This is a genomic window from Falsigemmobacter intermedius (assembly GCF_004054105.1).
Taxonomy (GTDB): domain Bacteria; phylum Pseudomonadota; class Alphaproteobacteria; order Rhodobacterales; family Rhodobacteraceae; genus Wagnerdoeblera; species Wagnerdoeblera intermedia.
In genome coordinates this window covers 70,202-83,967 of record NZ_SBLC01000012.1, presented here as the reverse complement: position 1 = coordinate 83,967, position 13,766 = coordinate 70,202, and the positions used below count along the sequence as shown (strand labels likewise).

The 13,766-nt window shown below is 63.0% G+C and carries 14 protein-coding genes and 2 tRNA genes; 9 read left to right on the top strand and 7 right to left on the bottom strand.

Translation table 11 applies throughout. The features are described 5' to 3' along the window. Positions 1-34: 34 nt before the first annotated feature. The 6 genes from EP867_RS10360 to pyrC all read left to right on the top strand — a co-directional run bounded on the left by EP867_RS10360 (position 35) and on the right by pyrC (position 5,022). Entirely contained in the window at positions 35-940 is a 906-nt protein-coding gene (locus EP867_RS10360) for an EamA family transporter (RefSeq protein WP_128488863.1), read from the top strand. Positions 941-1,004: 64 nt separating this feature from the next. After that, on the top strand, positions 1,005-1,829 hold the full coding sequence (locus EP867_RS10355) for a thymidylate synthase (protein ID WP_128488861.1): 825 nt from the start codon (positions 1,005-1,007) through the stop codon (positions 1,827-1,829). Continuing rightward, positions 1,829-2,305 carry a dihydrofolate reductase gene (locus tag EP867_RS10350; RefSeq protein WP_128488859.1) on the top strand — a complete coding sequence of 159 codons (477 nt, stop codon included), beginning with the start codon at positions 1,829-1,831 and terminating at the stop codon, positions 2,303-2,305. Before EP867_RS10355 ends, EP867_RS10350 begins: the two co-directional genes overlap by 1 nt. Before the next feature lie 96 nt (positions 2,306-2,401). Beyond that, positions 2,402-2,830, top strand: coding sequence for a VOC family protein (locus EP867_RS10345; protein ID WP_128488857.1), 429 nt, complete (start codon positions 2,402-2,404; stop codon positions 2,828-2,830). Between the two features lie 205 nt (positions 2,831-3,035). Continuing rightward, on the top strand, positions 3,036-3,965 hold the full coding sequence (locus tag EP867_RS10340; protein WP_128488855.1) for a phosphoadenosine phosphosulfate reductase: 930 nt from the start codon (positions 3,036-3,038) through the stop codon (positions 3,963-3,965). Positions 3,966-3,981: 16 nt separating this feature from the next. Then, positions 3,982-5,022, top strand: coding sequence for a dihydroorotase (pyrC, locus tag EP867_RS10335; RefSeq protein WP_128488853.1), 1,041 nt, complete (start codon positions 3,982-3,984; stop codon positions 5,020-5,022). Positions 5,023-5,060: 38 nt separating this feature from the next. On the opposite strand, the gene EP867_RS10330 is transcribed toward pyrC, so the two are convergent. From EP867_RS10330 to EP867_RS10320, 3 genes are all read right to left on the bottom strand, one after another. Beyond that, a complete protein-coding gene (locus EP867_RS10330; RefSeq protein ID WP_128488851.1) occupies positions 5,061-6,986 on the bottom strand; it encodes an FUSC family protein in 1,926 nt (641 codons plus the stop codon). A 364-nt stretch (positions 6,987-7,350) separates the two neighbouring features. Then, entirely contained in the window at positions 7,351-7,809 is a 459-nt protein-coding gene (locus EP867_RS10325) for a cell division protein ZapA (RefSeq protein WP_128488849.1), read from the bottom strand. Next, complete coding sequence (locus tag EP867_RS10320; protein WP_128488847.1) at positions 7,802-8,896, bottom strand: hypothetical protein; 1,095 nt, start codon at positions 8,894-8,896, stop codon at positions 7,802-7,804. Before EP867_RS10320 ends, EP867_RS10325 begins: the two co-directional genes overlap by 8 nt. A gap of 273 nt (positions 8,897-9,169) precedes the next feature. Here EP867_RS10320 and tkt point away from each other — a divergent pair, with 273 nt between their 5' ends. Together tkt and EP867_RS10310 are read left to right on the top strand one after the other, a co-directional pair. After that, positions 9,170-11,188 (top strand): transketolase, encoded by a 2,019-nt coding sequence (gene tkt / locus EP867_RS10315; RefSeq protein ID WP_128488844.1) that lies wholly within the window; start codon positions 9,170-9,172, stop codon positions 11,186-11,188. A gap of 217 nt (positions 11,189-11,405) precedes the next feature. Beyond that, the gene (locus EP867_RS10310; protein ID WP_128488842.1) at positions 11,406-11,870 is read left to right on the top strand and encodes a TspO/MBR family protein; all 465 of its coding nucleotides are present in this window, start codon (positions 11,406-11,408) and stop codon (positions 11,868-11,870) included. A 62-nt stretch (positions 11,871-11,932) separates the two neighbouring features. Here EP867_RS10310 and EP867_RS10305 read toward each other — a convergent pair whose 3' ends face one another. The 4 genes from EP867_RS10305 to EP867_RS10295 form a co-directional block, all read right to left on the bottom strand. Beyond that, positions 11,933-12,112 (bottom strand): hypothetical protein, encoded by a 180-nt coding sequence (locus EP867_RS10305; protein WP_128488840.1) that lies wholly within the window; start codon positions 12,110-12,112, stop codon positions 11,933-11,935. A gap of 26 nt (positions 12,113-12,138) precedes the next feature. After that, positions 12,139-12,303, bottom strand: coding sequence for a hypothetical protein (locus EP867_RS19820; protein WP_164888829.1), 165 nt, complete (start codon positions 12,301-12,303; stop codon positions 12,139-12,141). Between the two features lie 173 nt (positions 12,304-12,476). Beyond that, positions 12,477-12,563, bottom strand: a tRNA-Leu gene (locus EP867_RS10300). Positions 12,564-12,722: 159 nt separating this feature from the next. Continuing rightward, positions 12,723-12,809, bottom strand: a tRNA-Leu gene (locus tag EP867_RS10295). Between the two features lie 190 nt (positions 12,810-12,999). On the opposite strand from EP867_RS10295, the gene lipB reads away from it, so the two are divergent. Then, on the top strand, positions 13,000-13,713 hold the full coding sequence (gene lipB, locus EP867_RS10290; RefSeq protein ID WP_128488916.1) for a lipoyl(octanoyl) transferase LipB: 714 nt from the start codon (positions 13,000-13,002) through the stop codon (positions 13,711-13,713). The last annotated feature ends 53 nt before the right edge of the window (positions 13,714-13,766 follow it).

The following is a 13,766-nucleotide window of genomic DNA, read 5'->3' as shown; positions in this document are numbered from 1 at the left end:
CGCGCGGGTTTTTCTTTGCGGGAAAGACGCGGTTTTGGAACTCTGGATTGTCATCACCATCGCGGCTGCCTTTTTGCAAAACCTGCGCTCGGCGGCGCAAAAGCACCTCAAAGGCGTGATGGGCACCACCGGCGCTACCTTCGTGCGCTTCGGTTTTGGCATGCCCTTTGCCTTTCTGTTTCTCGCCGCCCTCGTCTGGGGCAAGGGCGTCACCCTCCCCGCGCTGAACGCAGAGTTCGCGCTTTGGGTGCTGACGGGCGCATCGGCGCAGATCGCAGCGACCTTCCTGCTGATCCATCTGTTTTCCTATCGCAATTTCGCCGTCGGCACCGCCTATTCGCGCACGGAGCCTGCCCAGGCCGCACTTTTCGCGCTGATTTTCTTAGGCGAGGCGGTGACGCCGGGGGCCATTGCGGCGATTGCGATCTCGGTGATGGGTGTCATGCTGATTTCTGTCGCCCATACGGCGCTGACGGTGAAAAGCCTCGTCACTTCGGTTTTTCAGCGCAATGCGCTGATCGGGCTGGCCTCAGGGCTTCTCTTCGGGCTGTCTGCCGTGGCCTACCGCGGCGCATCGCTTGCGCTGCAGGGGCCTGACTTCATGACGCAGGCGGCGGTGACGCTTGTCTGCACCATCACGCTGCAGACGCTGGCCATGGGCGGCTGGCTTTTGTGGAAAGACCGCTCAGAGGTGGCGCGGATCGCAAAGGCCTGGAAAGTTTCGCTTTTCACCGGGGCGGCCGGGGCTTCTGCCTCTTTCGGCTGGTTCATGGCCATGACGCTGCAACAGGCGGCAGTGGTGAAGGCACTGGCGCAGATTGAGATGCTCTTTACCTTTGCCGCCACCGTCTTTTTCTTCCGCGAAAAGATCACCGCGCGCGAGACTTGGGGCTGCGTGCTGATTGTCGCAGGCATCCTTGTGCTGCTCGCATTTGGCTGACAGGCCTTGGCCACAGGGGGGAGAGAGTTTATCTCTGCCACAAGACGCCGGAACAGGAGCCGCCATGCATCAGTATCACGACGCCCTCAGAACCATTCTGGACAGGGGCACCCCCACCACTGATCGCACCGGAACCGGCACCCTTGCTTATTTCGGCCTGCAAAGCCGCTATGACCTGAGCGAGGGCTTCCCCCTTGTCACCACCAAGAAGCTGCATCTGAAATCGATCATCCATGAGCTTCTGTGGTTCCTCTCCGGCGACACCAATATCCGGTATCTGAAGGAAAACGGCGTCTCGATCTGGGACGAATGGGCCGATGAGAACGGCGATCTCGGCCCGGTTTACGGCAAACAGTGGCGGGCCTTCTCGGTCACCGGCGAAGGTCCTGCGGGTCCGGTCACCCTGCCCGAAGGCGGCGTCGATCAGATTGAGAAGCTGATTCAGCTGATCAAAACCAGCCCCGACAGCCGTCGCATGATCGTCTCAGCCTGGAACCCGACCGAGATCGACCAGATGGCGCTGCCGCCCTGCCACACCATGTGGCAGCTGCGCGTGCTGGGCGGCAAACTGCATCTGCAGCTTTACCAGCGCTCGGCCGATATGTTCCTGGGCGTGCCTTTCAACATCGCCTCTTATGCGCTGCTGCTGGAGATGATCGCCCATGTCACGGGCTATGAGGCCGGGGATTTCATCCATACGCTGGGCGATGCGCATATCTATTCCAACCACATGGATCAGGTGAATCTGCAGCTCTCGCGCACCCCCAAGGCGCTGCCCAAACTGAAAATCAAACGCAAAGTCACCTCGATCTATGACTTCAAATTCGAGGACTTTGAGTTTGAGGGTTATGACCCCGATCCGGCAATCAAAGCCCCGGTGGCCGTCTGATGCTGAGCCTGATCGTCGCGCGCGCGAAAAACGGTGCCATCGGTAAAGGCAACGACATTCCCTGGTACGCCCCGGAAGATCTCGCCTTTTTTAAACGCGAGACCCTGGGTGGTGCGGTCATCATGGGCCGCAACACCTGGGAGAGCCTGCCGTTCAGGCCGCTGAAGAACCGTGACAATATCGTGGTCTCCTCGACCATGGAGGGCGATCACGTCGTCCCCTCTTTCGCTGCTGCAATGGTCCGGGCGGCTGAGATGGGCCATGCGCGCAGCTATGCCATGGGCGGTGCCTCGATCTACCGCGAGGCCCTGCCCCATGCCGACCGTCTGCTGATCACTGAGGTCGATCTTGAGATCGAAGAGGCGGATGTCTTCTTCCCTGCCTTTGATCCCGCGGAATTCCGGCTGATCTCCAGCCGTGTTCTGCGCGGGGAGGGTCCGCGCTGCACCCTGACTGAGTGGCTGCGCATCCGCTGAGCGCCCGGGGCCGCCGCCGTAGCCGGCTCCGGCGGCTTCCCCTTCGCCACAGGGCTGCTAAAGTGAGGCCATCACCTCCTTAAGCGGAAGACACTCATGGCACTGCGCTATCTTCACACCATGGTCCGGGTCCTCGATCTTGAGGCCTCGATGGCTTTCTACAAACTCCTGGGCCTGGAAGAGACCCGGCGGATTGAGAATGAACAGGGCCGCTTCACCCTGGTCTTCCTGGCCCCGCCCGGCCAGCCCGAATGCCCGGTTGAACTGACCTGGAACTGGGACGGCGATGACGGCCTGCCCTCTGACAGCCGCCACTTTGGTCACCTCGCCTATGAGGTGGATGACATCTACGCCACCTGCACCCATCTGGAGGCCAATGGCGTGACCATCAACCGCCCCCCGCGCGATGGTCGCATGGCCTTTGTGCGCAGCCCTGACAATGTCTCGATCGAACTGCTGCAAAAGGGCGAGGCTCTGGCTCCGGCAGAGCCCTGGGCCAGCCGGGACAATATCGGCCACTGGTAAGCGATTTCACCGGCCCCTCTCCCGGGGCCGGAACCTTTCGCGCGCGGTCGGCGAAACAGATCGTTTCTGAAAAATTTAATCTGTTCTTAATTTTGCCAGGATCCGGGCACCGCTGCACCATCATGCGCGGTCAGAAAGCGACAAAGCCCTGTCAGCCTCCGGACCCCTCATGCCGCCCGCCCCCCTCTCGGACAGACCCGACGCGATGCCAGCCCCCTGGTTGCAGCACCTGCGCGACCTGGCCGGAGAGGATGGCTTTCTGGAGCCTGCGGGGCAGGACAATCTGGCGCTTTACCTGGCCGGCGGGACGGATCTTCTGGTCTGTTTCGCCGATCTCACAAGCCTCTGCCAGCGCAGCATCGGCGATTATCCGATGGCCTGGAGAACCGCCCGGCAGTCCGGCTGGTCGCTTCTGGTGCTGATCTCAGAAACCAATGGCTGGTTTCGTGAGGCCTCGCTCTGGGAGTGGCTGGATGCGCGGGCGGATGAGGCCTTCTTTGAAAATTATGACCGGGTGCTCTTTTATGGCAGTGGCCCGGGTGCCCATGCAGCCTGCGCCTTTTCCGCCGCGGCGCCGGGCAGTTGCGTGCTCGCGCTGTCCCCTGTCGCCACACTGGATCCCGAACTCGCCGGCTGGGACAACCGCTGGCCTGAGATGCGCCGCAGCGATTTCCGCAGCCGTTATGGCTATGGGCCCGATATGCTTTGTGCGGCAGCCGCAGCGACGCTCATCTTTGACCCCGAGGTGCCGGAAGATGCCATGCATTCAGCGCTTTATCACAAAGACTTCGTGCAGCGTCTGAAGATGCCCGGCGCGGGCCGCAGCCCCGAACGCCTGCTCGCAGACTGTGCGATCCTGGAGCCTCTCCTGCAGGCCGCAATGTCGGACCGCCTGACGCCTGCATATTTTGCGCGGCTCTGGCGTCAACGCCGCAACTCATCGGCCTGGCTGCAAAGCCGCGCCGCCCGCGCCGCCGGCAGCGAGCAGCCCTGCCGCGAAGCGCTGATGCTGGCGCAGGCCCTGGCGCTCGATCCCGACCAGCCCCGGCTGCAGCGTCGCTATGCTCTTTTGACCGGGCGCTCTGGAGAGGAGATGGCAGAGGCCAGATCGCGCTGGAAAGCGCCGCAGAGCTAAGGTAAGCGGAAGACTTATGACAAAGTCCATTACGCTCCGCCGCCCCGACGACTGGCACCTGCATCTGCGCGATGGCGCGATGCTGCAAGGCATTCTGCCCGAGACCTCCCGCGATTTCGCGCGGGCGATCATTATGCCCAACCTCGTGCCGCCGGTTGTGACCGGTGCCGATGCGCAGGCCTACCGCGACCGCATCCTGGCCGCCCTTCCCGAGGGCGATCAGTTTGAACCGCTGATGACGCTCTATCTGACCGAAGGGACCGACCCTGAGGATCTGGCCGCGGCTGCGGCCTCGGGGCTGATCAAGGCGGTCAAACTCTATCCCGCCGGTGCCACCACCAACTCGCATGGCGGTGTGCGCGATTTTGATAAAGTGCGCGGTGTGCTTGAGAAAATGGCCGAAATCGGCCTGCCGCTCTGCATGCATGGCGAGGTGGTTGATCATGACGTCGATATCTTCGACCGTGAAGCCGTCTTCATCGACAAAGTGCTGGAGCCGATCCGCCGCGCCACCCCCGGTCTGCCCGTGGTGATGGAGCATATCACCACGAAAAACGGCGTCGATTACGTGCGCTCGGCAGAGAAAGACCTCGCCGCCACCATCACGACGCATCACCTGGTCATCAACCGCAACCACATCCTCGTGGGCGGGATCAAGCCGCATTACTACTGCCTGCCGGTGGCCAAGCGCGAAGAGCACCGTCTGGCGCTGCGCGAAGCGGCAACCTCGGGCGATGCCCGCTTCTTCCTCGGCACCGATTCGGCACCGCATATCGATGCGCTGAAAGAACATGCCTGCGGCTGCGCGGGCTGCTTTACCGCCACCAATACGATGTCGATCCTTGCGCATGTCTTTGAAGAGGACGGCGCTCTCGACAGGCTCGAAAACTTCACCTCGCTCAACGGGCCTGCCTATTACCGCCTGCCGGTCAATGACGGTACCCTGACCCTGGTAAAAGGCGAGGAGCCGGTGGTTTACCCCGCGAAGATTGAAACCGGTGCCGGTCCCGTCACCGTCTTCGATCCGGGCTATCCGCTTTACTGGCGCGTTGCCTGACTATCAGTAATAAAGGCCGCCCCTGGGGGCGGCCTTTGTCATTGCGGGGCCGTCTCGCGGCGCAATCTTTGCAGATCGCCAAGTTCGCTGAGGCCCCGGCCCACCAGCTCCGCTTCTTCGGTGAGGCCAGACGCCTTCAGCCGCCCCGCCAGCAGCTTCAGAGAGCGCACCAGCGCATAGGTGTCCGTGCGGCTGACCCCCACCCGCTCCAGCGCGGCGGCAATGGCACGCTGCAGACCCGGGCTCAGGCCCGCGCGCTGCTGCAGCCCGCGCAGCATGAAGACAATCTCGGCCAGTTCCATGGTGACGAGACCTTTGCGCATGGTCACGGCCTCACGCTCATAGCGCCCCTGCTCAATCGCCGCCCAATGGGCGATACGCTGAAAGCGGCCGGCAAAGCTCTGCCGCCAGTCTCCGACGGTCACCGCAAGGCTGCGGCTGCGTGCGGTCTGCTGCATGTCCGCCTTAATCATCCGCCACAGCGCCTTGCGCCGGTCCCGCGCATCGGTCGGGAAAAGCACCACAAAAGCCATATAGCCCAGAAGTGAGCCGCCGACCGCCATCGAGGCGCGCAGCACCGGGCTGAAGGTCTCAGTATAGGGAACATAACCGGGGCTGAGCAGCAGGAAGACGATGATGGAGTAATCCGGTGCCGAGAGAGAGCTGAACCGGTGGGCCCGCAGAAAGCCAAAGATCAGCGCCGCCGGGATCAGGCACAAAAGCTGCCCCATCGGCGTGGGAAAGAGCGGCCAGAGCAGCACTTCTGTCAGCACCGCCACCAGGCCGGCCGCGACCTGGCCCTTGATCACATCGACCATCTTACGCCGTGGCGTGACCCCGGTGGTCGCCAGCGCCACACAGATCGCGGCTGAGACCAGCGGATATTGAAAGAGCGGGCTTTCGCTCAAAAGCCAGCCCAGCGAGATGAGGAAGAGCACCAGAAAAATGCGCAGAGCCCCCTGCGCCGCCCCGCTCCAGTCCAGCTCATAGCGGTGACGCTCCGGGGTTTTCAGATCAAGGCGGCTGCGCGGGTCCTGCAAGCCCTCCATGCTGACCGAAAGCGCCGTCAGCGCCTGTTCCAGCGCGCGGTTTCCGGTCTGCCCATGCGCCCGGCGCAAAGCCCGCGCCATGCCGTCATAATCGCTCTGACCGCGCAGCCGGGTGCCAAGCTCTTCGAGTGTCGCGCCAAGCGCCTCATTCTGCGGCTCCTGCCAGCAGGCGAAAAGCAGATCGGTAAGGCTGACCAGCATCTGCTCGATCCGCCGGGTGCCACTGAACCGGCCATTGGCGGTCAGGGTGTGCAACTCATCGCGCAAAAGGCCGGCCGCAGCCATCAGCTTTCCGAAATCTGCGATCTCGCGCGATCCGGGATCGCGCAGCGCCTGCCCCGCGGATTGCAGCGTATCTGCCGCCAGGCGGCGGGCCTTCAGCCCCACCTCGACGCCGCCGTCTTTCATGCCCGAGAAAGCCGCCCAGAGCACCGCTGCCAGCGCCCCGATCAGCACGGTCAGAATACGGTCGAAAGCCACATCCAGCACCGTGTCGGGATTAAACGGGTTCAGCACGATCACAATGATCGCCGAATAGCCCGAGAGCAGCGTCGCATAAGACCGGTAGGAGCGCATCAGCGCCCCCGCCCAGGTCATGGCCGCCGACCAGAAACAGAGCGCAAAAAGCTCAAAGGCCAGATTGCCCTGCCCCGCCCAGGCCACCGCCGCCCCAAAGAGCGAGCCGCAGATGGTGCCGATAAAGCGGTAAGAAGATTTCTCAAGGATCTGCCCGCGCGTCGGCTGCAGCGTGAGGAAGACGGTGATGGCGGCCCACTGCGGATGCTCCAGCCGCAGGCCCCAGGCAATGCACAAAGCCGCAAGCGCGACCAGCGCCACCTGAAGCCCCACGACCAGCTTTGGCCGGTCAAACCCTAATGTCTCGAAGACACGAAAAATGCCGGTGACCCAGATCATCCCAGAACCGCATGACTTTCATGATGGTATCAGGCCCGCGGCCCGGCCGCCCTGCGGGCAGCGAACAGCCGATAGCCTGCGCGGGGGGCGGGCGATACGGCGATCATGTAAGCCACCCTGCGACAGATTGCCCGAAAGGCTGAGCCCGCTGCCGCAGCAGAGAGGTCTGCCTTCGGCAGAGACATAAGCCCATTGGCGGCAATCCAATTCCCCGTGCGCTATGGTCACGTGAGAAGCGCTGAGGCCGAAGACCGGCGGCAGAGCGCGATCCGCATCGACAATCCCTCACAGAAGGACCGGAGCCTTGCGAAAGACAAAAGCCGCCCCGGGGGGCGGCTTTCGGCTCACTGCACTCTGCAGACGGTCAGGTATCGAACTGAAGATCCGCCAGTTCGCCTGCCCGTTCTTCAGCCGCATCGGCCATAGATTCCGCCTCAGCGGCCAGTTCTGCCATGCGATCGATCAGGCTGCGCGGGATCACCGGAACCTCAACGCGCGTCTCGACCGGCACTTCCACGATCTTTTCGACCACCACATCGACCTTTTCCGGCGGGCGGGCTTCGAGTTCGGCAAGCCGCGCCTCAAGCTCTTCGATGCGGCGTCGGGCCTGAGCGGTCTGATCCTCATGCCCCGCCAGACGGTCAGCCAGCATCAGCCCCGCCATCAGCAGCATCCGCGCTTCGGGCATGCGGCCCGCCTGAGACATCAGCGGAGCGGCTTCGGCGTCCAGGATGGCGGCGGCAGTGCGCAGATGGCCCTCTTCGCCGGGCTGGCAGGACATGCGAAAGACGCGCCCGCCGATGGACAGATCAAGCTCAGGCATTCACGACCTCCGGGCTTTCAGTTGCAGGGGCCGGAGCCAGCAGCGGATCAAGTGCGGCGAGCAGCGCATCAAGCTCTGCGCGTTCAAACTCGCGGGCCGAGGAAAGCGCGGCCACTTCGGCCTCCAGCGCGCGGTTGATCGCCGCCGCATCGACCCCGCCGGTCGCCATCCCCTCACGCATAGTGCGCATGGCTTCGCGCAGCTGAATGTTGACATTGCGCATCCGGGCCATCTCTGCGGCCTGCGCCTCAACCTGCGCATTGAGAGCCGAAAGCCGCTCATCGCGGGTTGCCGTAGCCTCCGCATGGCGGCTGGTCAGAATGGAAAGCTGTTCGGACAGTTCAGCCGCATGGCGTTCCCCATCGGCCACCACCGCCTTCAGACGCTCAATCTCGGCCGGATCGGCGAGTGAACAAGCGGCGGCCGCTTCCGCCGAAGCCGCCTCAAGCGCGCTGCGCAGATCAGCGATCTCGGCATCCCGGGCCTCGATCTGGCCGGTCAGCGCAAGAACCACCTCTTCGAGCGTGGCTGTCGAGCCGCTGTGACGTTCTGAAAGCGCGGCAAGACGGGCCGTCAGCGCGGCAATTTCCTCCTGGGCGGCGGCCAGTGCAGCCTCGGCCTCAGGATCAGCCTGCGGGGCTGCGGCCTCAAGGCTGCGAAATGCTGCAATCTCGGCATCGCGCGCGGCAATCTCACCGTTCAGCAGCTCAATCGCCTGCTGAAGTGCCTCAAGCTCTTCGGTCAGGGCAGTGTCGGGCTGCGCAGCCTCAACCGCGACCGGGGAATCCCGAAGCTGAGAGAGTTCCAGATCGCGCGCCTCAATCTGTGCACTGAGTTCCAGCACCACCTCTTCGAGGGTGGCATGGGTGCCTGCAAGCTGCTCTGACAGCGCCGCGGCCTCTGCCCTTGCCTCTTCGGCCAGCCGGGTCAGGCGGGCGATTTCGATCTCAGAGGAAAGATCTTCGCTGTCCTGCGCCCGGGCGAGGACCTGAGAGGCCGGAGGCGGCTCGCCGAGCCGCTCAAAGGCTGCGCCGATTCGGAGAAGTGCCGTCGCGAGACGGCGCTGGTGCTGTTCAAATTCCTGCATACCGGCTCTGGTCAGTCCCGCGTCATCAGTTCCTGCCCCGCTGCGGTCAAAGGCCGCGACGGGCTCTGCCCCAATGGCAGTTGCCGCCCATACTGCCCGAAGCGCGGCGCCCGCTGCAAGGCCTGAGCCGTAAACTGCGCGATTCAGCGAAATTTCCGCCCGATTCAAGCCGATTACCGCCGATTTGCGTCACTGCGACGCTTGCAACTCGCAGCCACGCTGTTATCAAACCCGCGCCCGGACCCCCGACGGCACCCCAGACAGGAGATCCCCATGGACATCGCCACCCTGCGCGCGAGCCATTCTGACCACTGGCAACTCGCCGGCGCGATCCGTGCGCTTGCGATGGATGCGGTTCAGGCCGCAAACTCCGGTCACCCCGGCATGCCGATGGGCATGGCCGATGTGGCGACCGTTCTGTTTCAGAACCACCTGAAATTTGACGCCTCGGCACCGAACTGGGCCGATCGCGACCGCTTTATCCTCTCCGCCGGCCACGGCTCGATGCTGATCTATGCGCTGCTGCATCTGACCGGCTACAGCGACATGACGCTGGAGGAGATCAAAAACTTCCGTCAGTGGGGCGCGAAAACCGCCGGCCACCCGGAATACGGCCACGCCCAGGGCATTGAAACCACCACCGGCCCGCTGGGCCAGGGCATTTCCAATGCCGTTGGTTTCGCCATGGCAGAAGAAAGCCTGCGCGCCCGTTTCGGCGCCAAGGTTGTGAACCACAAGACCTGGGTCATCGCCGGTGACGGCTGCCTGATGGAGGGCATCAGCCAGGAGGCCATCGGCCTTGCCGGCATGCAGAAGCTCTCGAACCTGATCGTGCTGTGGGACAACAACAACATCTCGATCGACGGCCGCATCTCGATGTCGGACATCACCGACCAGCACAAACGCTTTGAAGCGTCGGGCTGGAAAGTGATCGCCTGCGACGGTCACAACCCGACCGACATCGACCGCGCCCTGACGGAAGCGAAGAAATCGGACCGTCCGGTTCTGGTCGACTGCAAAACCATCATCGGTTTTGGCGCGCCGAACAAGCAGGACAGCGCCGGTGCTCACGGCTCGCCGCTGGGTGAGGCAGAGATCAAACTGACCCGTGAAGTCTATGGCTGGACCCACGAGGCCTTTGTGATCCCGGCTGAGATCAAAGCGAAATGGGAAGCCATCGGTGCCCGTGGCGCGGCTGAGCGTGCAGCCTGGGAAGAGCGTTTCGCCACCCTGCCGGGCGGCAAACAGGCGGAATTCACCCGCCAGATGGCGCTGGAAGCTCCGAAAAAACTCGCCGGTGCTGTGAAAGCGCTGAAAAAAGAGCTGGCTGAGAAACTTCCGAAAGTTGCGACCCGCAAAGCCTCGGAAATGGCACTTGCCGCGATCAACCCGGTCATGCCGGAAACCATCGGCGGCTCGGCGGACCTTTCGGGGTCGAACCTGACCAAGACGGCAGATCTGGGCGTGTTCAATGCGGATAACCGCAAAGGCCGCTATGTGCACTTCGGCATCCGTGAGCACGGCATGGCCGCTGCCATGAACGGCATGATTTTGCATGGCGGTGTCCGCGCTTACGGCGGGACCTTCATGTGCTTCACCGACTACGCCCGTGGCGCGATGCGCCTCTCGGCGCTGATGGGAGTGCCCTCGGTTTACGTCATGACCCACGACTCGATCGGTCTGGGTGAAGACGGCCCGACCCACCAGCCGGTTGAGCATCTGGCGATCTGCCGCGCGACCCCGAACACCCTGGTGTTCCGCCCGGCCGATGCGGTTGAAACCCTCGAAGCCTGGGAAATCGCGCTGACCGAAAAATCGCGTCCTTCGGTTCTTGCGCTTTCGCGCCAGAACCTGCCGACGCTGCGCAAGACCTTCACCGCGAAGAACCTGACCGCGCAGGGTGCTTACATCCTGGCGGAAGGCTCGGCCCGTCCGAAAGCCATCCTGATGGCGACCGGCTCGGAAGTCGAAATCGCGATGAAAGCCCGCGAGATCCTCGAAGCCGAAGGCATCCCGACCCGCGTGGTCTCGGTCCCCTCGATGGAGCTTTTCGCAGCCCAGCCGGAAGCCTATCGCAAGAAAGTCCTGCCGGCAGGTCCGGTGCGTGTGGCCGTTGAAGCCGCCGCCCGTATGCCCTGGGACCGCTTCCTGCTTGGCGAGCGTGGCTCTGAGAAAAAGGCAGCTTTCGTCGGCATGGAGAGCTTCGGCGCTTCGGCCCCGGCAGAGGTGCTCTACGAGAAGTTCGGCATCACCGCAGAGAACATCGCGAACAAAGTCCGCGCAATGCTCTGAGCCAGGTCTCAGCCTGATCTGTGGAACGCGGCGGCTCTGCCCGCCGCGTTTTCTTTTGCCGCGCGAAAGAGGACCCGCTTGCGCGAGAGCATCTGTGGCAGCAAGGCGGATGCCCCCCAGGCAGGTAAAACCCGGGGCGCTTCACAACCCATGCGGAACCGGCCTCTCTCTGAGCACGTTATCGGGGCAGTCGTTCCCAAACATTGTGCGGTTTATCTTGAAATCTTCCTGGCTCTGGCTCGTCGTTTTCGTTGTCGCCGTCTCGGGCATCGGCGCTCTTATCGGAATGAATTTCCCCCCCGGCCCCTGGTTCGATGCGCTGCAAAAGCCCTGGTTCCAGCCGCCGAATTCGGTCTTTGCCCCGGTCTGGACCATTCTTTACGTGATGATCGGCATTGCCGGCTGGCGGGTCTTCTGCCTCGAGGATGATCCGCGCCTGCGGATGATGTGGATCGTCCAGATGGTGCTGAACTTCCTGTGGTCGCCGGTCTTTTTTGGCCTGGAAACCGCCGGAGGGGCACTGATCGTCATCGCCCTGCTCTGGCTGGTTCTCGTCAGCTTCATCCGGCTTGCCTGGGTGGAAGAGCGCGTCTCGGCCTGGCTTTTCCTGCCATATCTGGCCTGGGTCAGTTTTGCCACGGCGCTGAACGGGGCGATCTGGTATCTGAACCGCGGGTTGTGAAGCCCGTCTCCCAAACAACAGGGGCCCGGTGCGTCACCGGGCCCCTTTCCGTATCACAGCTCTCAGCGGGCCTGATGATGCGCCTCCTGTGCATCGGCCTGAGCGTCAGAGGACCGGCGCCAGTATCTGGCCGGATTGCAGGCCTGGGGCATGCCCGCCGCCTCAGAGGACGTTCCGAACGCATCGGACGGCGCGACTTTCTCCCGCAAAGGCCAGTCTTTCTCCGCTCTGACAGGGGTCATGGCTCTGCTCCTGAACCTTCCGGCACTCAGCGCTGCTGCGGCTTTTGTGCGGGGCTGCCCTGCTGCTGGCCGCGGCCGGGAGACTGCTGCTCCTGCTGGCGGCTGTGGTCACGGTCTTTCGCCGGGTCTTTCATCTGACCCTGCTTCTGATCGTGCTTCTGATCGCGCATAGTGTCTTTCGAACCGGTCATGAGATCCTCCTAATCTCAAAGGCTCCCGGGGAAACATCGGGAACAGCTTCAGCCTGCCTGAGACGGAGATCACGTCGGAATCACGAAATCCTGGCTCGATAAAATGCGCTGTTTTCTGCCAGGGAGCGAAATGCAAAAAGCCCGGCTTGCGCCGGGCCATTCTGCCTGTTCGATGGTGCGGTTGAGAAGACTCGAACTTCCACGGGAGTTACCCCACAGCGACCTCAACGCTGCGCGTCTACCAATTCCGCCACAACCGCACCGTTCCGAACTGGTAGGCATCTTCTAGTCAGGGAGATGCGGAATGAAAAGAGGAAAAATGCGCGCCGGCGCAGAATTTTATATTTTCTTTTCAGTGGGATAGCAGAGGGCAAAAACGCAAAAAGCCCGGCTTGCGCCGGGCCATTCTGCCTGTTCGATGGTGCGGTTGAGAAGACTCGAACTTCCACGGGAGTTACCCCACAGCGACCTCAACGCTGCGCGTCTACCAATTCCGCCACAACCGCACCGTTCCGAACTGGTAGGAGCCTTCTAGCCATAAGCCTCCGGGATGAAAAGGGGATTTTTGAAAAAACTTCACCGGGGCGCGATTTTTTTCACCCCGATCCCGGGGCCTGCCCTGCCCCATGGCAAATTCTGCAACAAGGCCCTAAATCCAATGGCAACGGACAGTTGCCTAGGAGGTTCGCGATGCTCATCGATGGTGTGGAATGGCGCTGGCTGCCGGGGCTGTCGGATTACCAGCAAACTCTGGCCGAGATGGAAGCGCGGGTTGAGGCGATTTCCGCAGGCACCGCGCCGGAGGCGATCTGGCTGCTGGAGCATCCGCCGCTTTATACTGCCGGAACCTCTGCTCAGGTCCAGGACCTGACCGACCCAGACCGATTCCCCGTCTACCCTGCCGGGCGCGGCGGACAATATACCTATCACGGCCCCGGGCAGCGGGTGATATATGTGATGCTCGATGCGGGAAAGCGCGGGCGCGATGTGCGCTGCTTCGTGCGCGCGCTTGAGGCCTGGGTGATCGCGGCGCTCGCTGAGTTCAACGTGAAGGGAGAGATTCGTCAGGGCCGCGTCGGTGTCTGGGTGCAGCGTCCGGACAAGCCGCGCCAGATTGACGGAAGCCTCGCTGAGGACAAAATCGCCGCGATCGGCATCAAGCTGCGCCGCTGGGTCAGCTATCATGGCATCTCAATCAACCTCGAACCGGATCTGAGCCATTTCTCCGGCATTGTGCCCTGCGGGATTCGCGAGCACGGAGTGACCTCTCTGGTGGATCTGGGGCTTCCGGTGACGATGCAGGATCTCGACGCCGCGCTGATGAAAAGCTTTTCAGAGGTGATCTCCGCCCATCCCGGCACCAGCCGCGACGCGGAGGCCGGAAAGCGTGCGACCTGCACGCAGGTTTGATCGGTGCGGCGGGGCGGCCCCCTCTTGCAACCGCCCCGGCGCGGTCTCAGATT

Coding starts and splice junctions, on each gene's coding strand:
- EP867_RS10320 (WP_128488847.1), bottom strand. CDS start 8,896: ATGCAGGAATTTGAACAGCACCAGCGCCGTCTCGCGACGGCACTTCTC.
- EP867_RS10350 (WP_128488859.1), top strand. CDS start 1,829: ATGCTGAGCCTGATCGTCGCGCGCGCGAAAAACGGTGCCATCGGTAAA.
- EP867_RS10305 (WP_128488840.1), bottom strand. CDS start 12,112: ATGACCCCTGTCAGAGCGGAGAAAGACTGGCCTTTGCGGGAGAAAGTC.
- EP867_RS10340 (WP_128488855.1), top strand. CDS start 3,036: ATGCCAGCCCCCTGGTTGCAGCACCTGCGCGACCTGGCCGGAGAGGAT.
- EP867_RS10345 (WP_128488857.1), top strand. CDS start 2,402: ATGGCACTGCGCTATCTTCACACCATGGTCCGGGTCCTCGATCTTGAG.
- EP867_RS10355 (WP_128488861.1), top strand. CDS start 1,005: ATGCATCAGTATCACGACGCCCTCAGAACCATTCTGGACAGGGGCACC.
- EP867_RS10325 (WP_128488849.1), bottom strand. CDS start 7,809: ATGCCTGAGCTTGATCTGTCCATCGGCGGGCGCGTCTTTCGCATGTCC.
- EP867_RS10330 (WP_128488851.1), bottom strand. CDS start 6,986: ATGATCTGGGTCACCGGCATTTTTCGTGTCTTCGAGACATTAGGGTTT.
- tkt (WP_128488844.1), top strand. CDS start 9,170: ATGGACATCGCCACCCTGCGCGCGAGCCATTCTGACCACTGGCAACTC.
- pyrC (WP_128488853.1), top strand. CDS start 3,982: ATGACAAAGTCCATTACGCTCCGCCGCCCCGACGACTGGCACCTGCAT.
- EP867_RS19820 (WP_164888829.1), bottom strand. CDS start 12,303: ATGACCGGTTCGAAAGACACTATGCGCGATCAGAAGCACGATCAGAAG.